Origin of the sequence: Aeribacillus sp. FSL W8-0870, from assembly GCF_037963755.1 — a bacterium.
GTDB classification, from domain to species: domain Bacteria; phylum Bacillota; class Bacilli; order Bacillales; family Aeribacillaceae; genus Aeribacillus; species Aeribacillus composti.
In genome coordinates, this window is record NZ_CP150165.1 from 1,504,741 (window position 1) to 1,529,227 (window position 24,487).

The window sequence follows — 24,487 nt, forward strand, 5'->3', positions numbered from 1 at the left end:
TGTGCGTCAGCCCCGGTCTTATAAGCCTTTTACTATTTTTTTTAGCATTGTCGCTCGAAGTTCAATGATTGGCTGTGCGATCGTTTTGACAAAGCGGCTCGACAGCAAGAATGTAACGACAATTGAAACAATGGCGAATACCGTGATGCTTTCTATTTCTGTAAGCCAGCTTTCAAGTTCGCTGTCTCTGAACGATTGAATGATAAATCCGTGCAATAAATAAACGTAAAAAGTTCTTGTGCCCCATTCAGTGAAAAATTGACGCTTTTTCGGTATTAACGAGAAAAATCCGAACGTCGTAATCAAAGTAAGAAAATAAAATCCGAGCCGCACCAGCCCTGAAAAGATATCCGTTTCGCCAAAAGCTGAATAAGGCATGGAACCGAACAGCCACTCATACTCAAAAGGCAAATAGAAATACGTCACAAATGTAAGCAACAGAGCACTTGCCCCTAAAGATCTTGCAGGCAGCTTCGTCATCATGGCAAAATGTTCTTTCTTTAAATAAAAACCTATTAAAAAAATAGGAAAAAAGACTAGTGTACGTGACAAGCTCAAATAGTTGCTGATGAAATCAAAATATCCAGCTGCAATACCGATAAAGAACGAAAGTCCTAAAGCGACCAATTTATTCAATTTAGAAAACGGGATCAGCATGACGTTCCAGAAAAACAAACTTATTAAAAACCAGAGGGACCAGTGCGGATTCAAAGGATCAATTGAATGGAGCAGATTGTCGCCTTTAATCAAAACATAATAAACTGTATAGATGCCATGAAAAATGAAATATGGCAAAATGAGTTTTTTGGCTATTTTTTTAACGTATCCCTGTTTGTTAAACCCTTTGGCAAAAAAGCCGGAAATTAAAATGAACGCAGGCATATGAAACGTGTAAATAAATTTGTATATGTTCATCATAATGTAATTGTCTTCAATCATCGATCGAATAAAATGGCCGAACACGACAAGAAGAATTAATATAAACTTGGCGTTATCAAAGTAGCTGTTCCTCTCATTCATGTTATCACCTTCAAAAAAAGTTTCGATTTAAAATATAAGACAAATTCAACATTTTGTAAACAGTCGTACTGAAAGGTACATCGAATTGACTAAATTGACAGTGCATGAAGGATTCTAACGTAATTTGTAGAAAATGTAAATATATTGAGAGTGTTAAAATGAGAGGTGGGAAGTTTGAAGCAAAACATTGCAGCCATTGAAGAAGATTTGTTGGCAAAGCCTTTAAAAAAAGCGCAACAAGAAAATGAAAAATTAAAAAAATATTACGAAATTTTCGATCGATCAGTAGATGCTATGGTGCTTTTAGATCATCACGGCAAGTTTTTTCAAGTAAATCAGTCAGCATGCCGCCTTTTTGAAATGGAAAAAGAAGTCATACTAGAGAAGTCCCTGAATCCGTGACAAAACATCTTTACAATGGTCGCAAACCGTTGATACGATAAGGGAAAACGACGTTGACGATTCTTCATCAAGTAGGTGATGTGATGAAAGATTTCCCGATTCGGTTTGTATTGACAGATGAAGCGATTACCCCAAGTGCTGGGCTTGCTCTCGTTGGCTACTTACTCCATCGAACGAAACTGGATAAACGGGTAAACGCACTTCGGCTTCCAACGGTTCGTCGAGAAGTGCACATTTCCCATAGCGATGTCATTCGCTCGATGATTGGCTTGCTTGCCACAGGAAAAACGGATTTCGATCATATCGAAGCGTATCGTCAGGACGATATCTTTTCGGCATCGATGGGGATTCAGCACGTGCCTTCCTCTCCAACCTTGCGACAACGACTCGATCAGCTCGCTTGTCTTCCGATGACCGAAACGATTCTTTGGGAGGAGTCCATACGTCTGTTGATTCAACGACATGCCACTTTGTCCCCTTGTTGGACCAAAGGAAAGACGACATGGCTTCCCCTTGATATAGATGGTTCCCCATTTGACAACTCCGATACGAAAAAAGAAGGAGTCAGTCGAACGTATAAAGGATTTGACGGTTTTACACCGTTGTTTGCGTATGCAGGGAAGGAAGGGTATCTCGTTCATGCCGAGTTGCGTCCAGGGAAACAACATGTGCAAGACAACATGCCCTCGTTTTTAGTCACCGCTATCCGTCGAGCTCGTCAACTGACTTCATCTCGTCTGCTTGTTCGCATGGATGCAGGAAACGATGCAGAAGCGAATGTGCACGTATGCCTAAAGGAAGACGTGGACTTTGTCATCAAGCGAAACTTACGCCGAGAATCGAAAGCGCTTTGGTTCCAGATCGCTTCGCAAAAGGGCAAACGTGTCGATGATGGACAAAGCGAAGGAGTACAAACCTATGAGCTATGCCTTCCACAGAAGGCAGCGATCGATGGAAACACGTATACGTACGTTCAAGTCACCCAAGTGACGGAACGGACGATGGAACGCAATGGACAGCTGATGCTCGTTCCTGATTATGAAGTGGAAAGCTATTGGGTGCGGCTCAAAGGATACGAGCATGTTCGAATGAGCGATGTGCTCGCGTTGTATCATGACCATGCGACATGCGAACAGTTTCATAGCGAACTGAAGAGCGACTTAGATTTAGAGCGGCTTCCATCTGGGAAGATGAAAACGAATGCGCTCGTGTTGGTCATGGGAGCCTTCGTTTACAATCTTCTTCGTCTGATTGGACAAGATCTATTAAGCGATCCGAGACATCCGTTGCACCACAAAGTGAAACGCCGCCGCATCAAGACGATTATTCAGACGGTGATCACGATGGCAGGGCGACTCGTCCGTCGATCACGACAGATCTGGATGAAACTGACGCGAAGGAGTGGCTATAGCGAGCCCCTACTGAACGTCTATCAGAAATGGAGAGAGGCAAGATAACGAACGAATGTTCGGGCACTGATGTCCAACGTCACTCCCTGTGCTTTTTTGTCTATTTTTTTGGTTCGTATACCTAAAAAAGAGATTTGTTCCATTTTCGGAAATAGAGATGACATAGGTCATAAGCATAAAAGGGGTTTTATGGATTATCAATCCATCAAAATTACAACAAAATCAAAGTCGATTTCAATTCATCACGGATTCAGGGAAGTCGATAGATGATTTTGTAGCAGCTCTGCCAGGAAACGAATTTATAAAAAATTTTTCTGATCATGAAAAACAGCAATATGCGGAACTCATGTTAAAACTGGAAAACGGCCGAATCAAATATGTTGAATACAGCATCATTGAGAACATTTACGGCACATACAATCTTGCTATTTTTCGGGATGTTTCTTCGAAAAAAATTCTTGAACAGGAACGATCGATCAATGAACAGCTGTTTCCGGATTTATTTGACCGTGCTGTTGACGGCATTGTCATTTTTGATTACGAAGGATTTATTATAGATGCCAATCAATCATTTTGTACAAGCTTTTGCATTCCGAGTGATGAACTCAAAAACTATAAATTTTCAGATTTTATCGAAGATGAGAAAATGAAAAAATATTTTTATGAAGTATTGTTTGAAAAAGGAAAAATGAAAGGAGAAATGCCTGTCCGATTAAAAGACGGAACGCGAAAAATTTTTGAATTTACGACCACGTCAAACATTTTACACGGATTTTACATGTCGATATTGCGCGATATTACAGAGAAGAGGCTTATGGAACAGCAAATTTTGAAGAGTGAAGAAAGGTTTAGAGAAATTTTTGAAAATGCTCTTGATGCCATCCTTATTTGGGATCATTTTGGAAATATTATACGCGCGAATCGATGGGCTTGCCGCATATTTGAACTCCCCTTTGATGAACTGTTGAAAAGCAATTTAATGCGATTTATCAATGCAAATGATCCAAAGTTTTTGCAGGTGAAAGATGAATATTTAAAATCCGGTGCCATCCGGGAAGAATTAATGTTTTACATGCCGAACGGACAAAAGAAGCAGCTCGAATTCACATCAAAATACAACCCGAAGGAAAAAACCCATATGACCATATTGCGAAATATCAGCGACCGGAAACGAATGGAAAAAGAATTGCGTGAAAGTGAACAAAAATTCCGGAATGTGTTTAACGGAGCGATGGACGGCATTCTTCTGTTTAATGATGATTGGTTGATTGTTGATGCCAATCCTGCTGCAATGCAAATTTTAGGATTAACACAAGACCAAATTGGACGTGATTGCATATTCCGATTTTTTCCCATTCATTTTAAAAGTGATTGGAAAATGGATGGGTTGACGAAAGAATTTGCGATTACGGTGAAAAATAAGCAGGAAAGAATTCTCGAATGTTCATTTAAACGCCACATTATTGAAAATATGAATTTAGTTATATTTCGCGATATCACTGAAAGAAAAGAAATCGAAGAGCGGCTGAGAAAATCGGACACTCTCAATATTGTTGGGGAATTGGCAGCCGGAATAGCCCATGAAATCCGCAATCCAATGACAGCGTTAAAAGGATTTATCCAGCTGCTGCAAGGAAGCATAAAAGAAGATTATTCCATGTATTTCAATGTCATTACTTCTGAGCTGAAGCGAATTGAATCAATCATTGATGAATTTCTTATTTTGGCGAAGCCTCAAGCTGTTCGATTTGAACAAAAAAATATTGTGAAAATCATGAAAGATACGATAGAATTATTAAATGCACAGGCTATTCTAGTAAATGTGCAAATTCATTTAGACTACGGGGAAGTGCCGGATATATTTTGCGAACCCAATCAATTAAAACAAGTTTTTATTAACATATTAAAAAATGCAATCGAAGTGATGCCAAATGGAGGCAATATTTATGTTTCGATCACAAAAGAAGATGATCACCGGGTTCAAATTTCCATTCAAGATGAAGGGCCAGGCATTCCAAAAAATAAACTGAAGCGGCTTGGGGAGCCGTTTTATACAACGAAAGAGCGGGGAACAGGTCTAGGTCTTATGGTAAGCTACAAAATTATTAAAGAGCACAATGGGAAAATTGATGTCAAAAGCAAAGTAGGGTATGGAACGACATTTTATATTTCGCTCCCTATCAATGGTCAAGAAGGTGTGTAGGATGTACTTTTTGCATACAATGAACAGCCCTATTGGAACGATCGGGATTATAGAGGAAAAGAATCGAATTGTCTCTTTGTTGATGGACGAGCAGGAGCTTACAGAGCTTCTGGCATCTTCAAAAGTTGTGGAACATAAAACGGATCTATTGGAAGAGGCAGCGAAACAGCTTAAGGAATATTTTCAAAGGAAACGAAAAATATTTTCCCTTCCCATTTTTCCAAAAGGCACTTCATTTCAGCAAAAAGTATGGAAAGAGTTGATGAACATTCCATACGGTGAAGCTAGAAGCTATCAATATGTTGCAGATGGGATCGGAAATCCGAAAGCTGTTCGGGCAGTTGGACAAGCCAATAAAGCGAATCCTATCCCGATCATAATTCCTTGCCATCGGGTGATTGGCAAAAACGGAGCACTTGTAGGCTATGCAGGCAATCAAACGGATAAAAAAGCTTTTTTGCTGCAATTAGAGCAATGCAAAAATTGGGCATCATAGAACCTTTCAAAATGAAAAACTCTGCGATGCCTGCGCAGAGTTTTTAAAAAATTTGCTGTTTATATGATGTAAATGCCGTGCCGGTTCTGCATGAGCATTTAAAAAAGCTTGGACGAAATCACTCAACAGCTGTATATGTGTAAAATCTTTCCTCTATAAAAATCATCCCGGTTTGTCTTTTTTATTCTTGTTTAAATTGCAATAGTCTCGTTTTTAAGTCTTTCTCGAGCTGCATTAGTTCTTGCTCAGCCTGCTGCCTTTTTAGACGTCCTTCCTGTTGGATCCTGAGCGTTTCTTCGATTGTTGAAATTAGGTCGTCCTGTGTTTTTTTCAACGTTTCAATATCGACGATGCCTCGTTCATTTTCCTTGGCTGTTTCAATTGTGTTTGCTTTCAGCATTTCTGCATTTTTCAAAAGCAGCTCGTTCGTCGTTTTCGTCACTTGCTTTTGGGCCTCCAGTGCTCCTTTTTGCCGATATAAGGTGAGAGCGATCGCAATTTGGTTTTTCCATAAAGGAATAGACGTCAAAATGGAGGATTGGATTTTTTCCGCTAATGTTTGATTCATATTTTGAATCATCCGGATTTGCGGAGCCGTTTGGATTGTAATTTGCCTAGATAGCTTTAAATCATGGATCCGTTTTTCCAACCGATCAGCAAATTGAAGCATGTCGTTTACTTCTTGAACCGCCATTTGATCTCCAGTTGCTTCCGCTTTTTTTTGCAATTCCGGTATTACTTTTGTATGGAGTTCCTCCAATTTTAATTCACCAGCAGCGATGTAAATGTTTAGCGCGTGAAAGTATTCCTTATTATGCTCATATAAACGATCGAGCAATTGAATATCGGACATCAGCGCTTTTTTTGAATTTTCCAGCCGGACTGTAATGCGTTCGATTTGTGCCCCGATTTTTTGGTATTTGGATAAAATTTCATTGATCGAACTAGATATTTTCTTGAAAAGACGAGAGAAGAAGTTTCGTTTTTCCGGTTTTAATTCTTCCGGGTTTACTTGTTCGAGTTTGCTCATCAGCTCTTTTAAAATATCGCCTATAGGCCCGATATCCTTTTTTTGAACATAGTCCAGCATTTCGTGGGAAAAACTGGAGAGCTTTTGCTGAGCGGAAGCCCCAAATTGGACGATCGAATGCCGGTTTTTGTAATCAATTTGAGCTGCCAGCTGTGCAGCCTTTGCTTTATGCTCCTGTGAGAGCATGTCGATAAATTTTTTCGGCTGTTCTTCTTCGCCGACTGCTAAAGGTGATGCGGGCTTATCTTCTTTTTCTCCAAATGGGTCCTTTAATAGATCATCTAATAGATCCAACTCTTTCTTTTCTTCCAACGTAATCACCTATCTTTCCATTTCGTTGTTTGTTTTTTCGCAACATTTAATTCAAATTGAAGATGTTCGATATCATTCGATAAAACGGTGATTAAATCTTTCTCCAATGATTCGCAAATTTGATTCAACATCTGTTTCGTTTCTTCCAATGATGATTTAACGTTCTGATCGCGGATCGGCTGGGCGGAAAGAAACGTATACTTTTCTGCAAGCTCCACGCAAGAATCTAAATGATAGAAAAAGAATGATTCGCCTTGATAGAAGCGTTTCGGCTCCTTTTCAACGACATGATATATACGTTTGGAAAGTCTGATTGCTTCGACTAGCTGCTGAATCGTTCCGAGCGATCGGGCTCTAAATAAGGTGCGCTGCAGTCGGGCAATTTTTTGTCTTGCTTCTTTTAAATTTTCCTGTACATATTTGTATTCACTGGCTGTCAATCCGTTTTGCTTCAGCCAATTTCTTTTTTGCAGCCATTTGGTGATATAATAGACGATAATACCGCCTGCAACAGCATACAAAGACGATTGAATGAAAGCTTGGTCAAATCCTAAAAACAAGGCAAACCAAAGAACAGACATCGAACAAACAGCAATAAAACTTCTTATGAAAAACAAGAATATCGATTTCATGATCCTACCCCTGTCAGCATTGTTTAATAAATTTACGAACAAACGGAAAGCAAGGTTTCGCTTTTTACTACAATTTTACTACAATTTAGAGAAAAAGTAGAATGATTTGTGAATCGGAATGGAACGAAACGTTTTTTCAAACGTAATAAAGTACAAAAATAAATAATGGAGGGAAATCCATGATTATTACAACAACCAATTCTTTGCAAGGAAAGGAAATTGAAGAATACTTGGGGATTGTCAGCGGTACAACCATTCTTGGGGCAAACATTGTCCGCGATTTTTTGGCAGGCATTACGGATATTGTCGGCGGCAGGAGCGGCGCATATGAAAGCAAGCTTTCAGAAGGAAGGGAAGTAGCTATTGAAGAAATGACAGCGAAAGCTAAAAATCTGGGAGCCAATGCTGTGATTGGAGTGGATCTTGACTTTGAAACATTACGAGATGGGATGATGATGGTTGTAGCAACTGGAACAGCTGTAAAAATCCGATAAAATTGCGCTGTTTTTTAGGCTTGTCGTTGTGATGATAGAAATAAGCGCAGCTTTTCTTAATGAAAGGAAAGAAATTTCCGACAATATTTTAAATAGAAAACAAGCATCTTATCATTGCTCAAATATTGTCCTCCGACCTATAAAACGGCAGCGGTTATTGAGGCAATAAGCTTTGGTCTGCTGTCAGCAAGTAAAAAAGAAGTCGAATTTTTTCTTTTAAAAAGGCTTTTGGATAAGCTTTTTATGACTGTATGAATGTTTTGACAATCCTCCTTACGTAAATATTAAAGAGGATTGTCAAATACTTGTGTAAAAATATTGTCTAAATTTGCGAATCTATTTACAAAAATAGTAGAATCTGTAATAATAACCGAGTGCGTGTCTTTAGACCGCGAGATTTGGAAGGAGGATATGAGAAATGGCAACGGAAGAAGAGCTGCGCAAAGAAAAGCTGTTCATAGAAATCATAATAAAAAGGCAAAAAATGATTGAAATGGCTCAAATAAACGGTATGAACAGCAAAGAGACGATTGAGCTGAGCCAAGAACTGGACAAGCTTTTAAACAAATACCAGCAAATGGTAAGCAGCGATGAGAAAAATCAATCGATTTTCCACCCTATGAAATGGACATTAACAAATCCTTTTGTTGCAACGGTTGAAAAATAAAGAAAACACATATTTGACAAGCTTAAAAAAGTTCAGTCAGCACAATCATAAATAAAATTCCGAAAATAAAAGAATATGTCGAAGTCAATTCATGACCATCGCCGTGGCTTTCCGGAATCAATTCTTTATAAATGATAAAAAGCATTGCTCCTGCAGCAAAAGCAAGACCGTAAGAAACTAAAGATTCAACAAATGTTGTTAAATAAAACCCTATTAGAGATGTGACAATCTCGATCGCTCCTGTCAACGTTGCAATGAAAAAGGCTTTGATGCGGGAAATGTTCTGATTGATTAAAAAAAGCGCAACTAATAAGCCTTCTGGTGCATTTTGCAGCCCGATTGCAAGAGCAATTAGATGACCTAAATCTTGTTTCTCTGAGGCATAACTTACTCCAACAGATAGACCCTCCGGGAGATTATGTAAGGTGATCGCCGAGATAATGAGCAATGCTTTTTCGTCAAATTGTATTCCTTCTTTCGTATGCTCCAGTTCAATGTGAGGAATATTTTTCTCTAAAATTGTTAATATAAGCACTCCAAGTATTAATCCGATGCACATTTTCATTATATTTCCGTTTGCTAATGCTTCAGGTATCAACCCCCTCATGGAAGCAGCCATCATAATTCCAGCGCTGAATGCTAATAATAAATCTCTTCCTCTATGTTTAATCGTTTTTTGCAAAAAAAGAATCGGGACAGCCCCTAAACCTGTAGACATTGCTGATAAAAAACTCCCAATATATACGTCGTACATAAAATCGTACCCCTTTTCAGAAAAAATAAATTTTGATAATAATGTTTTATAATAGATTTGTTATTTTATCAATAGAAGGAGATTTTATATGAAAGAAGCGCTCTTGTTTATTGTAGAACTGATTAATGATTTTCATGATAATATTATCCATTTGGTAGAAATGGCTGGTTTTCAATTAACAGATAAACAGCTGCATTTTTGGATCATCGGCATTTTCGGCATGGTTATCTTTTTCATTACACATGTGGTATTTAAATATATAGCAAAATTCGGCATTTTATGTATATCGTTTATTTATACAATGACCGTACTAGTTGTCATAGTGTTTGCCATTGAGATTCAACAAAAAATAACGAATAGAGGAAATATGGAATTTGAAGATATTGTGCAAGGACTATGGGGATTTCTCGCTCTGTTCTTCGCTTTTTTGAGCATTTATATCGTTTATAAAGGTGCAGTAAAAATAATGGGAAAAACACGTTCTCAAAAAGGAAGAAAAGGAAAAAGCGGAAGCCGCATGTCAAGATATCATTCATCATAAGAAAATGATTGGGTACGACTCAGCATTTTTTAGCCCCGATCCTCTAATCGGTTTTTGATTCAAAAATAGATAAAAGAAGGTAGAAACCGTCGCTTTCATCGGTTTCTACCAATCCTGCATCAAATGCATCATCAAGCATTTTTAGATGCGGCTTACATTAGAACAAGAAGGCTGTTTTTCGCCTAGTTACGAATCACATCGAGCTTCAGCTTTTATTTGATAGCGGCAGCTTTATCGTCACGGTTGTGCCGACATTCAATTTGCTTTCAATCTCAATGGTGCCGTCATACATATCGACAATGCGTTTGCATATTGCCAGTCCAAGTCCGGTGCCGCTGTCTTTCATCGTAAAAAATGGATCAAAAATTTTTTCCATCATTTTTTCAGGAATCCCCTTCCCTGTATCGATCACTTTGATAACTGCAAGATTTGCTTCTTTTTTGACAATCAATTCTAATGATCCGTTCATGTCCATTGCTTCTAAAGCATTTTTCGTTAAATTTAACAGAACTTGCTTAATATGGTCTTTTGTACAATAAATTCGAATAGGGTCGCGACGATCCATATGAACTTGAAAATTTGTTCGATGGAGATTGATTTCCGATTTAATGATTGGCATGACTTCGTCTATAATTTGATTTAAGTCATAAGGCTTGTGTTGATGAGCAGTTGGTTTCCCGAGAACGAGAAATTCGCTCACAATCTCATTGATTCGGTCGATCTCTTTTTCTATGACGGAAAAATAATGCTGATCTTCTTCTGATTGATATTTTTTCTTTAACAGTTGAATAAACCCGCTAATTCCAGTTAAAGGATTCCGAATTTCATGCGCTGTGCTGGCAGCGAGAGTACCGACCAGTTCAAGCTTTTGCGCTTTAATTTTTTCTTCTTCCAATCTTGCTTTACGTTTCAGCAAATAATATTGGATCAACAAAAAAATAATATTAAAAAAAATGTATACAATGGCGGCATAAGTTAAAACAACTTGAGAGATTTCCAACGGCTTGACCGGAGCGACCGACGCTTTCAGCACCCATGGAAGCTGGGTAATATCAGTTTGAACAGATTTTTCGGAAGAGTCCTTTTCTTTTTCGCCTGCACTGAAAAGAAAGTTGTTCTTCGTGTCGCTCACCACGATATATAAATCTGGGCTCAGTACGTTCATAATATTTTGTATATAGTTTATGCTTAATGTGGCGTATAAAACGCCATTTACATCTTTTTGCTGATTTACAATCGGGGTGCAGATCGTGATAAGCTTTTTATCGTGAACTTCTGAAATAGCAGTCTTTTTTGTTGCGAGCGCAGATTGAAAACATTTTTCCGAAGAGATGTCATGATGTAATGAAACGGGTTGAGTGCCGATTTTTATTGTTCCGTCTGCATTTGCGATATACAGGCCGGTAAAGCGGGGTTCTTGTTGTAGGGTTTCTTTTAGAGCTCTTTGAATTTGGTTTGGATTATTTTCTTGATCTATGAATAACGCCATTGTTTCCATTCTCGTTTTTGTTTCCGAGATTAAGCGGTCAATTTGACTTTGATGAATGTCTAGCATATATACGGCTTCTTTTTCATGTTTCGAAAAGAGAATATTTTTTTGTTTTTCCCATATGATAAACGAAATCAGAAAAGTGGGCAGGATTACGATCAAAATGTAAAGCAAAACCTTATGGCGATGTGTTAAGTCCAGCATTTCTTTAAACTCCTTCTTTTTCATCAACCTTTTTATTATAGCATGATCTTTTGAAAGAAGATCGGGTTAAAAAAAGTTTTTTTATTCTGAAATTTTCTATGCAGTGATTGACAATAATGAGAAGTTTCACTATTATAATTCAAGACATTGAAATACTAAAGGAATGATGAAAGTTGGCTAAGGAAAACAGCAGTATTGAAAAATCTCTAAAATTTTTTATCGTTCTTTCACGTGCTTATCGCGCAATGAATGATCAAGTTAGCAAGCACATTCAATCATATGGATTAAACTTAACGGAATTTGCCGTTTTAGAGCTTTTGTATCATAAAGGAGATCAGCCACTTCAACAAATCGGCGGAAAAATTCTTTTAGCTAGCGGCAGCATTACGTATGTTATTGATAAATTAGAGCAAAAAGGGCTGTTAGTTCGAAAAGCATGCCCTAAAGACCGTCGTGTCACATATGCGGCAATAACGGAAAAGGGGAGAAAATGGATTGAAGAAATCTTTCCTTCTCATCAAGAGATGATTGATTCGATCGTGAATATTTTGACAGAAGATGAGAAGGAAACAGCGATTAATCTATTAAAAAAAGTAGGGTACCATGCGAAAGAAAAATGAAAGCGGAACCGGCTTAATTCGGCTCCGCTTTTTTATTGTTTGGAAGAATTAGAATTTCCACCCGTCTGTTTTTTTGTCTTCCTTCTGCTGTATCATTGGAAGCGACGGGTTTGTATTCGCCGTATCCTTTAGCACTGAACTTGCTTGGGTCGAGATTTTTGTTTTCTAAAATAATTTTCATCACATTTACGGCTCTCATAACACTTAAATGCCAGTTTGAATCAAAGTTTGAATTATGAATCGGTACATTGTCTGTATGTCCGCTGATAACCACGTTGCGGGCACTGCCCATGGCGAGCATTTTGGCAATGTCAGTAGCCAAAATTTCATCTTTTTTTCTCACTTTGGCGCTGCCCGAATCAAACAATATATCGTCCCGAATCGTGATTAACAAACCCTCTTCGTTTAGTGATGTTTTAATATTGTTTTTCAAGTTGTTTTCTTCAATGTATTGATTAAACCGATTTTGAACTTCCGCTAATTCCTCTTGATCGCTGTTTCCCGATTCATCATTGTCATGAGGCTCATTTTGCACTTTTCCATTTTGTTTGTTTTCTTCGATGTTTTCCATTTCTTGTTGTGGTAGAGGGCTCGGATATTCTAAAACGCTTATGCCTCCGTCAAAATTGGAATTGAAAGCTCTTGCCAAACGTTCAAATTTTTGGGCATCTATCGAACTGAGAGCAAATAGGACGATAAAGAGCGCAAGCAAAAGGGTTAAAATATCGGCATAGGGAATAAGCCAGCTTTCATCTGTATGATGATCATTGCGGTTTTTTTTTCGACTACGCATCGGACGCAACACTTCCTTCATCAGAAATCTTTGCCCGCTCTTTTTCAGGAAGATAAAATGCCAATTTTTGCTGGATCGTCCGCGGTGCCTGTCCTTCTAAAATGGAAAGAATGCCTTCGATCATCACTTGGCGGACGAGCACCTCCTGCTGGGATTTCCGTTTCAGTTTGTTCGCAAACGGGTGCCATAAAACATAACCTGTAAAAATTCCGAGCAAAGTAGCAACGAACGCGGCGCTGATCGAATGTCCGAGCTCCTCAATATTTTCCAAATTGGCTAGTGCGGCAATCAAACCTAATACAGCCCCTAATACGCCAAGAGTCGGAGCATACGTGCCGGCCTGAGAAAAAATGGCGGCGCCTGCTTCATGCCGCTCTTCCATTGCATTGATTTCTTCTGTCATAACATCTCGGATGAACTCGGCAGACTGACCGTCCACAGCCATGCTTAAACCGGTCTTTAAAAATGGGTCATCTATTTCCTGAAGCTTAGCTTCCAGCGCCAACAATCCTTCTTTCCTTGCGATTTGCGCCCATTCAGAGAAAAGGACAATCAACTCTTGAATCGTATAAGTTTGTGTGTCTTTAAATAAGACGCGGAATAATTTCGGTACTCTTTTAATTTCATTTGTCGGAAAGGCAATAACGACCGCAGCAATCGTTCCGATGATAATAATGACGATAGCTGCCGGATTGATTAAAACGGAAAGACTGACACCTTTTAAAACCATGCCGACAATAATTGCCATAATTCCTAAAAAAATGCCGATAATTGATGTTTTGTCCATGTTCATCAAATCCTTCTTCTTTCTATATTCAATTATTATATCGACAAAGAAAGACGAAAATTTTATATTTGATAAAAAAAATAAACGACACATTCATCGGAATCGATTTTTGCGATGCTGTTCCCGAATAAAAAAACTGCCCTAATGGACTGTTAGGGCAGCTGTTATGAACGAATAACAATTTCTTCATTTTCCACGTCGGCGATTAAATGATTGTGCACTTCACCGTCTAAAAGGATGTCTGCAATTTTGTCTTCAATATGTTCTTGAATGACGCGGCGAAGCGGACGAGCGCCGAAGGATGGATGATAGCCGATTTCTACCAATTTTTCTTTTGCTTTTTCTGTTACGTCCAATGAAATGTTTTGTTCTTTCAACGTGTTCCGAACTTCTTCAAGCATCAAATCAACTATTTTCAAATAATCTTCTTTATCAAGCGGCTTAAATTCGATAATGGCATCGAAACGGTTTAAAAATTCAGGCTTAAAGAATGAACCGAGAGATTCAAGGATGCTTGATTCTTTTTCCACCGTGCTGTTAAAACCGACGTGAACTTGTTTTGCACCTGCTCCAGCGTTAGAGGTCATAATAATGACCGTATCTTTGAAGCTGACGGTGCGGCCTTGGCTGTCTGTCAAGCGTCCGTCTTCTAATATTTGCAAGAAAATATGCTGTACATCTGGATGAGCTTTTTCAATTTCATCCAGCAGGATAATGCAGTAAGGGTTGCGACGAACCTTTTCCGTTAATTGTCCTGCTTCTTCATGTCCGACATAGCCTGGAGGCGAGCCGATTAATTTTGAAACGGAATGTTTTTCCATATATTCACTCATATCCAAGCGAATCATGGCATCTTTTGAACCGAACAGCTCCAAAGCTAATGTTTTCGACAATTCCGTTTTTCCAACGCCAGTCGGGCCGACGAACAGGAAGGATCCGATCGGTCGGTTTTTTGCTTTCAATCCAGCGCGGCTGCGGCGAATGGCTTTTGCCACTTTCCGGACAGCATCCTCTTGGCCGATAATTTTTTTCGCCAAGTTTTCTTCTAAATGTTTCATTTTTGCTTGCTCATCCTCTTGCAGCTTGCCGACTGGTATGCCGGTTTTTTCTTCGATGATTTTTTGAATGTCTTCTACTTGAACGATTGCTTGCTGTTTGTCCTTTCCTTGTTCAAGCTGCTTTTCAAGGGCAGCTTCTTCATCGCGAAGCTTAGCTGCAAGTTCGTATCGTTCTTCTTTTAGCGCTTTTTCTTTTTCACGGGCAATTTGTTTAAGCCGCTCGTGGATGTCTGCTTCATTAGCCGGCTCGGCTTTTAAGTTTAATCTTGAACCAGCTTCATCCATTAAATCGATGGCTTTGTCAGGCAAAAAGCGGTCTTGAATATATCGATGAGATAGTGTGACGCAAGCTTTAATCGCATCTTCTGAATATTTGACTTGATGGTATTGTTCATATTTTTCTTGAATTCCTTTTAAAATGCTGATCGCTTCTTCAATGGAAGGTTCTTTCACAATAACCGGCTGGAAGCGTCGTTCAAGGGCTGCATCTTTTTCGATTTGCCGGTATTCTTTTAGAGTTGTTGCTCCGACAACTTGAAGCTCACCGCGGGCGAGCGCTGGCTTTAATATGTTGCCGGCATCCATAGAACCTTCCGCAGAACCGGCGCCGACTAAAAGATGAATTTCATCGATAAACAGGATGATGTTTTTCCGGGCTTGCAATTCTTGAATTAGCTGCTTCATCCGCTGTTCAAATTGTCCGCGAATTCCCGTGTTGGCGACAAGTGATGAAACATCCAGCAAATAAACTTCTTTATTTTTTAATTTTTGCGGAACGTCTCCTTGAGAAATTTTTAAGGCTAGTCCTTCCACAATAGCTGTTTTCCCTACGCCTGGTTCTCCGATTAAAACCGGGTTATTTTTGTTGCGTCGATTTAAAATTTCAATCACTCGTCTTACCTCATCATCGCGGCCGATGACAGGATCAATCAACCCAGCTTTTGCAGCATCCGTTAAATTTCGGCCGAATTGATCGAGGAAGCCGTTCTGTTTTCCGCCCCCTGATTTCGGTTGTGCTTGAACAGCTTGGTCAAAGCTCTCAAAAGAGTTTGGCATAAATGATTGAAATAATTCATCGAAACCGCTAAATCCGTAAAAACCACTTGGGATTTTTTGTTTATATTGTTGATAGCATTCTTGACAGAGACGCATTTCTTGTTTGTTGTGATTGATTTGTACATTTAATAAAACATTGGCTTTTCTTGCTTGGCAATTTTCACACAACATATAACATTCCTCCTTTTTGACTTTGATTAACTTTGACCAAAAGAAGAAACTTCTTTGACTTTCTTTGACCTTTTGGAATCAAAGAGACAATCTCAATCATTCAATAGTTAGATTCACTGTTTGACCTTTTCTGACTTTATTATACTTTGACCTTTTTTGACTTTCAAGTCTTTTTTACAAATTTTTTTCGTCTTTTTTTCCCTTCTTGTCCATATATTGTTGATAAAGTAAGGTGGGTGAAACATGAGCAATAAATGGGTATTGGCACTTCAAATAGCTTCTGTCTATATCGGCACTGTCATCGGTGCAGGGTTTGCAACGGGAAAAGAGATCGTTGAGTTTTTTTCAAAATACGGCGCCGGAGGAATTGTTGGAATTATTTGTTCTGCCGTTTTATTTGTTTGGCTGGGAACGAAAATGATGTTGATCGGAAGACGCATTAATGCATCTTCGTATTTGCAGTTGAACCAATTTTTGTTTGGGACGTTGTCAGCTTATGTAGTCAACGGCTTGATGTTTATGATGCTGATTGGCATCACATCGGTCATGCTGTCGGGGGCGGGGGCGATTTTTGAAGAGCAACTGTCGCTTTCAAAGCAATTTGGAATTTTTTTAACGATTGTGCTTTCCATTGCTGTGATTTCGTTTGGAGTCAAAGGGCTGTCTTCCGTCAATCTATTGGTTGTTCCGCTTTTTATTTTGTTTAGCCTGATCATCTCCATTGAAGCCATCATAAGGGGTGATTTTATCGATTTATCGTTGGATGGAGTGTTTCAACCAGTCAAATCAAGCTTTTTATATGTTTCTTTTAATCTCTCTCTTGCTCAGGCTGTACTTGTTCCGCTCGCAAACGCAATAAAGGATGAAAGCGCCATTAAATTGGGCGGAGTTGTAGGCGGTCTCGGATTAAGCTTCATTTTATTTTCCAGCTATTTCTCCCTTCTGCATTTGCCGGACGCCGGGCTTTTTGAAATCCCAATGGCTGAAATTGTCAAGCAGCTGTTTTCAGGCTTTTATTACATATACATCCTTGTTATTTTTGGAGAAATATTTTCATCGTTGATCGGCAATCTGTATGGTTTGGAACGTCAATTATCATCGGAAAAGCCTTTGGCAAAAATCGCTGGTGTCATTTTCATCCTATTATTATGTTATTTAGTCAGCCTGATAGGATACGGAAAGCTCATTTCCACGCTTTATCCGCTGTTCGGGTATATGAGCATTGCCTTTTTCATATTATTAATGTTCAAAAAAATTCCAGACGATAACAAATCATGATAAAATAGTAGGGAAATGAAGGAGGAGTTTATTTGGATAAAATCGCGGTCATTTCTGATATACATGGGAATATTCCAGCGTTGTCGTCTGTATTGAAAGATATAAGCTTGCGAAATGTAGATCGAATTTTTTGTTTAGGAGATCTTGTCGGAAAAGGACCTGAATCAAAAGAAGCGATCGATATCGTCCGCAGCTCCTGCGATTTTGTTTTAAAAGGAAACTGGGACGAGCTGATTACAAGGGAAGATGTAAACGATGTCGTTCGCTGGCATCAAAATCAGTTGTCGCAAGAAGACATAGAATATTTGCGTAGCCTCCCGTTTTCCATTGATTTTTATATGAGCGGCCGCCGGCTGCGGCTTTTTCATGCATCCCCTTTCAGCGTCTGGATAAGGGTACAGCCTTGGGATTCGATTGAAAAAAGATTGTCCATGTTTGAAAACAGCGTTGAAACCGGTTTGGGAACGAAGGAGCCGGATGTTGTCGGATACGGTGATGTTCATAATGCCTTTATACAGCATTTATCCGGCAAAACGCTTTTCAATGCAGGCAGTGTCGGTAATCCGCTGGACCTGCCCGAAGCATCCTACTGCATTTTGGAAGGCATGTTCAACTCGGAGAAAAGGGCTCCTTTTTCGATTCAGCACATACGTGTTCCATATGATATTGACCTTGCCATTCAATTAGCTAGAAAAAAAGAAATGCCGGAACTAAAAGAGTATATTCAGGAATTAACGACCTCGCGCTATAGAGGCTTGGAAAAGGCATGATGCGGAGATAAAAGTAAAATTATTGTAGGCAAAAATTAGCGCCTTCATTTAATGAGAATTCTGATTGCTCATTAAATGAAAGGGAAAGTGTGGCAGTAATATGAGAAAGTGCGGCTGCTCCTGGTAGAATGATCATGGACTACATTTAGAGGATAAAAAATTGCCCACAAACGCTCGGCTCAATCCTGTTTTTTAAAAAAAGAAGATTTTTTTACCAAGAGAGTACCCTGAAAAAAGTGATTTCGCTATCAAAAAATAGCGATTAAAAAAGTGGCCCACAAAGTCTTGAGTGACTCCAGTCGGAGCATGCCGTTTGCATAAACAATTCTGTATGATATAATAAGATACAACTTGAATAAAAATCCGTTTCGAAAAAACGGGAGAGGTTTTAGCACACCCTCTATAAAAAACTAAGGAAAACTATATCCTTGGGATATAGTTTTTTCAATGTTTGCGAAAGGTTTAGAAGTTGAATAGATTTATGATGAGCTCGAAAGGCTTCTGAACAACTTGCTTCCGCCACTGTAGCAGAAAAAGAAGCATCAGTTTCTGTTTAAGCTAGGCAGTGTGAATGGCTTTCTTTTTTCAGAAAGGAGCGTTTTCAAATGGATAATAAGAAAGCGGTCGTTGTGTTTAGCGGAGGACAAGACAGTACAACTTGTTTGTTTTGGGCGAAGAAACAATTTGATGAGGTGACCGCTGTCACGTTTCATTATAATCAGCGGCATGCACAGGAAATTGAAGCAGCGAAAAACATTGCGAACGAAGCCGGCATACCTCATTATGTGCTGGACATGTCCTTATTAAATCAAATGGCGCCGAATGCATTAACGCGTTCAAATATGGAAATTGAACAAAAGGAAGGAGAGCTTCCCAACACTTTTGTTCCGGGGAGGAATTTAGTTTTTTTGACATTTGCCGCCATTTTGGCGAAACAACTGGGAGCGAAACATATTGTGACAGGTGTATGTGAAACGGATTTCAGCGGCTATCCTGACTGCCGGGACGTGTTCGTAAAATCCTGCAATGTAACGATTAATTTAGCGATGGAAGAGGATTTTGTGATTCACACGCCGCTTATGTGGATCAATAAAGCGGAAACGTGGAAGTTTGCCGATGAGTTAGGGGTGTTCGATATCATTCGCGAAAAAACGTTGACGTGCTATAACGGCATTATTGGCGACGGATGCGGCGAATGTCCTGCTTGCTTATTGAGAAAAAGGGGATTGGAACAATATTTGGCTGAAAAAGGAGCTAATACGTGATGCTTCATCAATTTTATCCGCAAGTTTTTCATAATTATAGTTATGAGCTGAATAAAGATATGCAAATATCTGCTGCACACTACATCCCGCATGAAAAAGCGGGGAAATGCGCCCGTGTACATGGCCACACGTATTTCGTCAATCTCACTATTTGCGGTGATCAGCTTGATGATTCAGGATTCCTTGTGAATTTTCAGCATTTAAAAAAATGGGTTCATGATCGATTTGACCATACGCTGCTCAATGACCATACGGATGTATTCAATGGTCAAAACAGCGAAGACTTTCCAACGACAGAAGTGGTTGCGCGGAAAATTTGGGAAATTGTCCAGGATCATTTAAATGTACTCCCGAATAAACCGAAATGCTTGCAGGTGTTTGTCAGAGAAACGCCGACAAGCTATGTTGTGTACCGTCCGAAAAGGGAGATGAAATAATGAAAAAAATACCGGTCATCGAGATTTTTGGACCGACCATTCAAGGGGAAGGAATGGTGATCGGACAAAAAACAATGTTTGTCCGAACGGCCGGTTGCGACTATTCATGCAGCTGGTGTGATTCAGCTTTTACGTGGAACGGTTCAGCAAAAGATGAAATTAAACAAATGACAGCAGCGGAAATTTTGGACGATCTTATTGAGCTTGGCGGCGATCGCTTCAATCACGTCACCATTTCGGGCGGAAATCCGGCATTGATTAGAGGATTGGATGAATTGATTATCCTTTTAAGGGAGCAAGGATTTCGCACTGCACTGGAGACACAGGGAAGCCGTTATCAAGATTGGTTTTTACTAATCGATGATTTAACTCTTTCTCCCAAGCCTCCTAGTTCAGGGATGAAAACGAACTTTACTGTGCTTGATGACATTATGAAGCGGCTGATCGATGGCGGACGGAAAGACAATGTTAGTCTAAAAGTTGTTGTTTTTAATGAGGAAGATTTTGATTACGCGAAAAACGTCCACCTTCGCTATCCAAATATTTCATTTTATTTGCAGCCTGGAAATGATCAAGTAAACGAACAAAATGATCACCTCCTGAGAAATCAGCTTTTAGAAAAATTAGAATGGCTGATCGAATTGACTGTTCAATCAAAAGAAATGAACGATGCTCGAGTTTTGCCGCAGCTTCATGCACTTGTTTGGGGAAACAAGCGCGGAGTGTAAATTAATAGGAAAGGATGAAAAAAGATGGCTGGAAGAAAAGATGATGAATTGAAAGATCTGACGCTGTTAGGCAACAAAAATACAAAATATTTATTTGAATACAGCCCAGAAGTGTTGGAAGTATTCGATAATAAACATCCAGACCGCGATTATTTCGTGAAGTTCAATTGTCCGGAGTTTACCAGCTTGTGTCAATAAGGGCACACTTCAGTGGCGACACTGTCGGATAAACCTTGTGAATTCAGGGGAAGAGGATAATGGAGTAAAAAGCGAAAATGGCAATTGTAATCGAATAAAAGAAAAACATGTTCTTGTCTCTTATTCCCATTATCTTTCCAACCCTGAGCCAAGCCTCAAATTTAAGGGAATCTTCTTCTTAAATTTGAGGAAGGTGCAGAGACTATCGAAATCACTCCAGCATGAAGCGAGTAAGAGTAGTGTTGGAGGAAGAGAGTAGAGTACACCAAGATGACAGCATATATTATCTTGGTGGAAGCGCAAGGGTTCTTATTCAATATCGCAGTTGAATAAGAATATGATATAGTCCACCTGTTTGTGAAAAACAGAGGCCAATCACCGGACAACCGGACTTCGCGACCATTTATATCAGCTATATTCCAGACAAAAAATGTGTGGAAAGCAAGTCGCTGAAGCTTTATTTGTTCAGCTTCCGCAACCACGGCGATTTCCATGAAGATTGTGTTAATATTATCATGAATGATTTAATCAAGATCATGGAGCCCCGCTACATCGAAGTATGGGGAAAATTTACGCCGCGCGGCGGTATTTCTATTGATCCTTATGTCAATTGGGGACGTCCTGGAACAAAATACGAGAAAATGGCGGAGTATCGTATGATGAACCATGATTTGTACCCGGAAAAAGTGGACAACCGATAAAGCAAGTCGCTTGAGGCGTTTTTTTGATAAAAGAACCTGCCGAAACTTGCGTTAATTGTAAAAAATTCTTGAAATGGCACTAAACTCTTTAATATAAGAAAAAGTAAAACGGAGCATTCAATTCTCCGTTTTACTTTCCGACAATTTTATAGTTTTTATGATTAACTACTGTTTTTTGTTCCAGATCCATTTCCCGAAAGTTTTCCATGTACGTAAGATCGACGATGACGGAATTTTCATTTACTTTTTCGACAATTCCTTTGAGACCGTCTTTAAATTCAATAACATCTCCAACTTCAGCAATTTTCATTTGTTCTCTCCTTTTTTATGGATTTTCAAATATTTTGCATGATTTCTTTAGAATTGTAAAGTTTTTTTGGACAATCGCAAAAAAATAGGTAAAAAGTTTCCATTGCTCGGTAGACTGTTTTTCATAGAAAAGGAGATGGTCGAGTTGACAAATCAAGAGATACAAGACATTTTAAACAAGCTTCGTGATGGAGAACTGGAAGAATATTGTGTATCAAAGGAAGATTTTATGGCGTTTCGCAAAGTGCTGATCGAAAGGGAAGATTTTAAACATTTTCATGGAACAGCAAAACGCGGTGGCAGCATTGTTTACCGATATACAAAAGATCCAAGAAGCTGACCGATGTCAGCTTCTTAATTTTTGGCACATCTTCCTCTTAAAAACTGCTATTAAAGACTGTTCACTGTTCTTCCCGTGCCTTTACGGCATATTTCTTCAATTTTTTTAATGCTCCTTTTCTCCAATTTTTTACTTTATTGACTGTGACATTTAGCTCCTCTGCAATTTCCTTCTGAGTTTTTCCTTCAAAAAAATACATGGTAAACCAAATTCGTTGAGCATCTGATAAAGCGGGGGCAATCCGTTCATATAAATCTCTTGCTTCAATGTCTGTATATGGAAAAAATTCCAATTTTGCAGCTATTATGTCATTCGCATGAAGAACATGCCTTTCTTTATATGTTTGTTTTTTCCTTAATTCTGTCATGAGCGAGCCTTTTATCGTTGCATAAGCATAAGTGGCAAACCGTCCTTTCTGTTCGTCATAATTGATGCTTGCTTTCCAGAGGGCGATCGCTGCTATTTGAAAAAACTCGTCTTGGTCTGTATAAATATTTAAAGTTTTCATAATGTGAAAAATTAAAGGGCGAAAAGCAGTTAGCATCTCCTCAAATGATTGATTCTTTTCCACGTGTGCGCATCCTTTCAAAGAGCGCGCTCTTTTTTTTCCGCGGTAATACAATCGTAAACGGTGTAAATCATTTGAGCGAATCATCATGATTAAGATGATACGCGTCCAATTGTCTGGGAAATTCAATTTTCTATATAGGAAAATGCAATTATTTCGTTTCAGCCTCCTCCGTTTTCACCATTTTTCTCATTATTTCTATAGAAGAAATTTAATTGAATAAATAAAAAGATGGCTTGAAAAAATAATGGAAAGAGGTGGGATGAATGAGCCGAATGTATAAGCAAAATTGGAAAAGAAAAGATTCAATTGAAAAATTGTTTGCTGTCTTCCGCAGTTCTACTGATTTTATTCAATATGACGTCAATACAAGCCATATCAAATATTGGATTTCATATTTTGAAACGTTAGTGGATGTAAATATATTAAATGAAAACATTTTAAAGCCGATTCACTCAAAATATTGGCAGTCATTAGAAGAACTAAAAAACATTTTACCGGTCAAAGATATTTTTTTAACCATTGATACGGATTTAATGAAGGAAAAGCTTTTGGAAGGCTTTGTTATGATTTCGCTAAGCGAATATGGATCTCCGTGCTTGCTCGTTAATGCAAAATTAAACAAAGCTAGAGAAGTTACACTCCCGGAAGTGGAATTTACGGTCATCGGTCCGAAAGAGGCGTTTGTTGAGTCCATTGAATCCAATATTAATTTAATTCGAAAACGATTGCCGATTGAAGAACTGCGCATTCGGACTTTAAAAATTGGCAGGCTGACGCAAACGAGATTAGCGATCATCTATATAGAAGGCATAGCGGATGAGGAAAATGTATTTACGGTTTGGCAAAGAATTTCTAATATCCAAATTGATCAAGTGAATGATAGTTCGTACATTACGGAAATGATCTCTGACAATCATAATTCTCCCTTTCCTCAGCTGTTGGATACGGAAAGACCGGACCGTGTAGTTTCCATTTTGGCGGAAGGGAAAATAGCGGTCATTGTGGACGGCTCTCCCCATGTATTAATCGGTCCGACAACTCTTGTCGAATTTTTCGCATCGTTTGAAGATTATTTTTTAAATTGGATTTTGTCTTCCTTTTTCCGTATTATCCGCCTGTTTGCTGTCTCCTTTTCCATATTGGCAACACCGATTTATGTAGCTGTTTTAAATTATCATTATGAGTTAATTCCAACTGATTTACTAAACAATTTTGTCACATCCAGAAGGGAGGTCCCAGTTCCGCCTTTTTTAGAGGCGCTGTTTTTGGAAGGAACGATCGAATTGCTGCGTGAGGCGGGCGCCCGGCTGCCGACAAAGGTTGGACAAACGATCGGCATCGTCGGGGGGATTGTAATCGGAACAGCTAGTGTGGAAGCAGGTTTAACAAGCAATATTTTGCTCATCATTGTAGCGCTTGCTGCATTAGCATCATTTACAACACCTGTCTATAAAATGGGCAATACGATCAGGCTTTTGCGTTTTCCTTTTCTCATGTTTGCCGAAATGTACGGTCTTTTAGGAATCGTTTTATGCTTTTGTTTTTTAGCGACCCATCTTTTACGTTTAACTTCTCTCGGACGTCCTTTTTTGGAGCCAATCTATCCTCCGAGAATTTCCGATTTAAAGGATGCATTCCTGCGTATGCCGTTTTCAATGATGAATGAACGTCCGAAACAGCTGCGGACGGAGCAGCCGAAACGAATGGATGAAGAGAAATCGAGGGAAAATAAAGATATTGATGAATAACAGC

25 protein-coding genes, 2 pseudogenes and 1 riboswitch are annotated in these 24,487 nt (G+C 39.0%); of the genes and pseudogenes, 17 read left to right on the forward strand and 10 right to left on the reverse strand.

Annotation, left to right across the window (positions count from 1 at the left end; all coding sequences use genetic code 11):
* Positions 1-18: 18 nt before the first annotated feature.
* A complete protein-coding gene (locus NSU02_RS07260; RefSeq protein WP_066247926.1) occupies positions 19-1,020 on the reverse strand; it encodes an acyltransferase family protein in 1,002 nt (333 codons plus the stop codon).
* Between the two features lie 174 nt (positions 1,021-1,194).
* Between NSU02_RS07260 and NSU02_RS07265 the strand changes: the two genes are divergently transcribed.
* The 4 genes from NSU02_RS07265 (at position 1,195) to NSU02_RS07280 (ending at position 5,530) form a co-directional block, all read left to right on the forward strand.
* Positions 1,195-1,422, forward strand: a complete 228-nt coding sequence (locus tag NSU02_RS07265) for a PAS domain-containing protein (RefSeq protein WP_339195023.1) — start codon at positions 1,195-1,197, stop codon at positions 1,420-1,422.
* Positions 1,423-1,505: 83 nt separating this feature from the next.
* Entirely contained in the window at positions 1,506-2,879 is a 1,374-nt protein-coding gene (locus NSU02_RS07270; RefSeq protein ID WP_044899598.1) for an IS1380-like element ISGsp2 family transposase, read from the forward strand.
* 298 nt (positions 2,880-3,177) lie between these two features.
* A complete protein-coding gene (locus NSU02_RS07275) occupies positions 3,178-5,034 on the forward strand; it encodes a PAS domain S-box protein (protein WP_339195025.1) in 1,857 nt (618 codons plus the stop codon).
* Position 5,035: 1 nt separating this feature from the next.
* Entirely contained in the window at positions 5,036-5,530 is a 495-nt protein-coding gene (locus tag NSU02_RS07280; RefSeq protein WP_063389369.1) for a methylated-DNA--[protein]-cysteine S-methyltransferase, read from the forward strand.
* Positions 5,531-5,711: 181 nt separating this feature from the next.
* On the opposite strand, the gene NSU02_RS07285 is transcribed toward NSU02_RS07280, so the two are convergent.
* Positions 5,712-6,872 (reverse strand): toxic anion resistance protein, encoded by a 1,161-nt coding sequence (locus NSU02_RS07285; protein ID WP_339195029.1) that lies wholly within the window; start codon positions 6,870-6,872, stop codon positions 5,712-5,714.
* 5 nt (positions 6,873-6,877) lie between these two features.
* Positions 6,878-7,504 carry a 5-bromo-4-chloroindolyl phosphate hydrolysis family protein gene (locus NSU02_RS07290; protein WP_063389368.1) on the reverse strand — a complete coding sequence of 209 codons (627 nt, stop codon included), beginning with the start codon at positions 7,502-7,504 and terminating at the stop codon, positions 6,878-6,880.
* A gap of 179 nt (positions 7,505-7,683) precedes the next feature.
* Here NSU02_RS07290 and NSU02_RS07295 point away from each other — a divergent pair, with 179 nt between their 5' ends.
* Both NSU02_RS07295 and NSU02_RS07300 read left to right on the forward strand, forming a co-directional pair.
* Entirely contained in the window at positions 7,684-7,998 is a 315-nt protein-coding gene (locus NSU02_RS07295) for a YbjQ family protein (RefSeq protein ID WP_094245531.1), read from the forward strand.
* Positions 7,999-8,416: 418 nt separating this feature from the next.
* Positions 8,417-8,665, forward strand: coding sequence for an aspartyl-phosphate phosphatase Spo0E family protein (locus NSU02_RS07300; RefSeq protein WP_066247934.1), 249 nt, complete (start codon positions 8,417-8,419; stop codon positions 8,663-8,665).
* 22 nt (positions 8,666-8,687) lie between these two features.
* Here the strand turns inward: NSU02_RS07300 and NSU02_RS07305 are convergent, their stop codons facing one another.
* Entirely contained in the window at positions 8,688-9,419 is a 732-nt protein-coding gene (locus NSU02_RS07305; RefSeq protein ID WP_063389365.1) for a ZIP family metal transporter, read from the reverse strand.
* An 88-nt stretch (positions 9,420-9,507) separates the two neighbouring features.
* Here NSU02_RS07305 and NSU02_RS07310 point away from each other — a divergent pair, with 88 nt between their 5' ends.
* Complete coding sequence (locus NSU02_RS07310; RefSeq protein WP_094245532.1) at positions 9,508-9,960, forward strand: hypothetical protein; 453 nt, start codon at positions 9,508-9,510, stop codon at positions 9,958-9,960.
* Between the two features lie 205 nt (positions 9,961-10,165).
* Here the strand turns inward: NSU02_RS07310 and NSU02_RS07315 are convergent, their stop codons facing one another.
* Positions 10,166-11,653, reverse strand: a complete 1,488-nt coding sequence (locus NSU02_RS07315; RefSeq protein WP_339195032.1) for an ATP-binding protein — start codon at positions 11,651-11,653, stop codon at positions 10,166-10,168.
* Between the two features lie 173 nt (positions 11,654-11,826).
* On the opposite strand from NSU02_RS07315, the gene NSU02_RS07320 reads away from it, so the two are divergent.
* Positions 11,827-12,273 (forward strand): MarR family transcriptional regulator, encoded by a 447-nt coding sequence (locus NSU02_RS07320; RefSeq protein WP_063389362.1) that lies wholly within the window; start codon positions 11,827-11,829, stop codon positions 12,271-12,273.
* A 13-nt stretch (positions 12,274-12,286) separates the two neighbouring features.
* Here NSU02_RS07320 and motB read toward each other — a convergent pair whose 3' ends face one another.
* From motB to NSU02_RS07335, 3 genes are all read right to left on the reverse strand, one after another.
* The gene (motB, locus tag NSU02_RS07325; RefSeq protein WP_063389361.1) at positions 12,287-13,066 is read right to left on the reverse strand and encodes a flagellar motor protein MotB; all 780 of its coding nucleotides are present in this window, start codon (positions 13,064-13,066) and stop codon (positions 12,287-12,289) included.
* Positions 13,059-13,853 (reverse strand): flagellar motor stator protein MotA, encoded by a 795-nt coding sequence (gene motA, locus NSU02_RS07330; protein ID WP_063389457.1) that lies wholly within the window; start codon positions 13,851-13,853, stop codon positions 13,059-13,061. The genes motB and motA overlap by 8 nt, the downstream gene beginning before the upstream one ends.
* Positions 13,854-14,017: 164 nt before the next feature.
* A complete protein-coding gene (locus tag NSU02_RS07335) occupies positions 14,018-16,138 on the reverse strand; it encodes an ATP-dependent Clp protease ATP-binding subunit (protein ID WP_339195035.1) in 2,121 nt (706 codons plus the stop codon).
* Positions 16,139-16,381: 243 nt separating this feature from the next.
* On the opposite strand from NSU02_RS07335, the gene NSU02_RS07340 reads away from it, so the two are divergent.
* The 7 genes and pseudogenes from NSU02_RS07340 to queF all read left to right on the forward strand — a co-directional run.
* Positions 16,382-17,416 carry a hypothetical protein gene (locus NSU02_RS07340; RefSeq protein WP_066247941.1) on the forward strand — a complete coding sequence of 345 codons (1,035 nt, stop codon included), beginning with the start codon at positions 16,382-16,384 and terminating at the stop codon, positions 17,414-17,416.
* A 32-nt stretch (positions 17,417-17,448) separates the two neighbouring features.
* Positions 17,449-18,186: a metallophosphoesterase family protein gene (locus tag NSU02_RS07345; protein WP_063389358.1), complete on the forward strand. Its 738-nt coding sequence runs from the start codon at positions 17,449-17,451 to the stop codon at positions 18,184-18,186.
* A 376-nt stretch (positions 18,187-18,562) separates the two neighbouring features.
* Positions 18,563-18,606, forward strand: a riboswitch (PreQ1 riboswitch).
* A gap of 185 nt (positions 18,607-18,791) precedes the next feature.
* The gene (gene queC / locus NSU02_RS07350; protein ID WP_063389357.1) at positions 18,792-19,451 is read left to right on the forward strand and encodes a 7-cyano-7-deazaguanine synthase QueC; all 660 of its coding nucleotides are present in this window, start codon (positions 18,792-18,794) and stop codon (positions 19,449-19,451) included.
* Positions 19,451-19,888, forward strand: coding sequence for a 6-carboxytetrahydropterin synthase QueD (queD, locus tag NSU02_RS07355; protein WP_066247944.1), 438 nt, complete (start codon positions 19,451-19,453; stop codon positions 19,886-19,888). Before queC ends, queD begins: the two co-directional genes overlap by 1 nt.
* Positions 19,888-20,616, forward strand: coding sequence for a 7-carboxy-7-deazaguanine synthase QueE (queE, locus tag NSU02_RS07360; protein ID WP_066247946.1), 729 nt, complete (start codon positions 19,888-19,890; stop codon positions 20,614-20,616). The genes queD and queE overlap by 1 nt, the downstream gene beginning before the upstream one ends.
* Before the next feature lie 24 nt (positions 20,617-20,640).
* Positions 20,641-20,808, forward strand: a pseudogene (locus tag NSU02_RS07365) (NADPH-dependent 7-cyano-7-deazaguanine reductase QueF); the annotation flags it as partial.
* 383 nt (positions 20,809-21,191) lie between these two features.
* Positions 21,192-21,515, forward strand: a pseudogene (gene queF, locus NSU02_RS07370) (preQ(1) synthase); the annotation flags it as partial.
* A 130-nt stretch (positions 21,516-21,645) separates the two neighbouring features.
* On the opposite strand, the gene NSU02_RS07375 reads toward queF, so the two are convergent.
* Positions 21,646-21,825: a DUF2187 family protein gene (locus NSU02_RS07375; protein ID WP_063389354.1), complete on the reverse strand. Its 180-nt coding sequence runs from the start codon at positions 21,823-21,825 to the stop codon at positions 21,646-21,648.
* A gap of 135 nt (positions 21,826-21,960) precedes the next feature.
* On the opposite strand from NSU02_RS07375, the gene NSU02_RS07380 reads away from it, so the two are divergent.
* The gene (locus tag NSU02_RS07380; protein ID WP_063389456.1) at positions 21,961-22,164 is read left to right on the forward strand and encodes a hypothetical protein; all 204 of its coding nucleotides are present in this window, start codon (positions 21,961-21,963) and stop codon (positions 22,162-22,164) included.
* Between the two features lie 61 nt (positions 22,165-22,225).
* Here NSU02_RS07380 and NSU02_RS07385 read toward each other — a convergent pair whose 3' ends face one another.
* Positions 22,226-22,735 (reverse strand): sigma-70 family RNA polymerase sigma factor, encoded by a 510-nt coding sequence (locus tag NSU02_RS07385; RefSeq protein WP_063389353.1) that lies wholly within the window; start codon positions 22,733-22,735, stop codon positions 22,226-22,228.
* Positions 22,736-23,007: 272 nt separating this feature from the next.
* Here NSU02_RS07385 and NSU02_RS07390 point away from each other — a divergent pair, with 272 nt between their 5' ends.
* Positions 23,008-24,483: a spore germination protein gene (locus tag NSU02_RS07390; RefSeq protein ID WP_066248007.1), complete on the forward strand. Its 1,476-nt coding sequence runs from the start codon at positions 23,008-23,010 to the stop codon at positions 24,481-24,483.
* Positions 24,484-24,487: the final 4 nt, after the last annotated feature.

Coding starts and splice junctions, on each gene's coding strand:
- NSU02_RS07260 (WP_066247926.1), bottom strand. CDS start 1,020: ATGAATGAGAGGAACAGCTACTTTGATAACGCCAAGTTTATATTAATT.
- NSU02_RS07270 (WP_044899598.1), top strand. CDS start 1,506: ATGAAAGATTTCCCGATTCGGTTTGTATTGACAGATGAAGCGATTACC.
- NSU02_RS07275 (WP_339195025.1), top strand. CDS start 3,178: ATGTTAAAACTGGAAAACGGCCGAATCAAATATGTTGAATACAGCATC.
- NSU02_RS07280 (WP_063389369.1), top strand. CDS start 5,036: ATGTACTTTTTGCATACAATGAACAGCCCTATTGGAACGATCGGGATT.
- NSU02_RS07290 (WP_063389368.1), bottom strand. CDS start 7,504: ATGAAATCGATATTCTTGTTTTTCATAAGAAGTTTTATTGCTGTTTGT.
- NSU02_RS07295 (WP_094245531.1), top strand. CDS start 7,684: ATGATTATTACAACAACCAATTCTTTGCAAGGAAAGGAAATTGAAGAA.
- NSU02_RS07300 (WP_066247934.1), top strand. CDS start 8,417: ATGGCAACGGAAGAAGAGCTGCGCAAAGAAAAGCTGTTCATAGAAATC.
- NSU02_RS07305 (WP_063389365.1), bottom strand. CDS start 9,419: ATGTACGACGTATATATTGGGAGTTTTTTATCAGCAATGTCTACAGGT.
- NSU02_RS07310 (WP_094245532.1), top strand. CDS start 9,508: ATGAAAGAAGCGCTCTTGTTTATTGTAGAACTGATTAATGATTTTCAT.
- NSU02_RS07315 (WP_339195032.1), bottom strand. CDS start 11,653: ATGCTGGACTTAACACATCGCCATAAGGTTTTGCTTTACATTTTGATC.
- motB (WP_063389361.1), bottom strand. CDS start 13,066: ATGCGTAGTCGAAAAAAAAACCGCAATGATCATCATACAGATGAAAGC.
- motA (WP_063389457.1), bottom strand. CDS start 13,853: ATGGACAAAACATCAATTATCGGCATTTTTTTAGGAATTATGGCAATT.
- NSU02_RS07335 (WP_339195035.1), bottom strand. CDS start 16,138: ATGTTGTGTGAAAATTGCCAAGCAAGAAAAGCCAATGTTTTATTAAAT.
- NSU02_RS07340 (WP_066247941.1), top strand. CDS start 16,382: ATGAGCAATAAATGGGTATTGGCACTTCAAATAGCTTCTGTCTATATC.
- queC (WP_063389357.1), top strand. CDS start 18,792: ATGGATAATAAGAAAGCGGTCGTTGTGTTTAGCGGAGGACAAGACAGT.
- queD (WP_066247944.1), top strand. CDS start 19,451: ATGCTTCATCAATTTTATCCGCAAGTTTTTCATAATTATAGTTATGAG.
- queE (WP_066247946.1), top strand. CDS start 19,888: ATGAAAAAAATACCGGTCATCGAGATTTTTGGACCGACCATTCAAGGG.
- NSU02_RS07375 (WP_063389354.1), bottom strand. CDS start 21,825: ATGAAAATTGCTGAAGTTGGAGATGTTATTGAATTTAAAGACGGTCTC.
- NSU02_RS07380 (WP_063389456.1), top strand. CDS start 21,961: ATGGTCGAGTTGACAAATCAAGAGATACAAGACATTTTAAACAAGCTT.
- NSU02_RS07390 (WP_066248007.1), top strand. CDS start 23,008: ATGTATAAGCAAAATTGGAAAAGAAAAGATTCAATTGAAAAATTGTTT.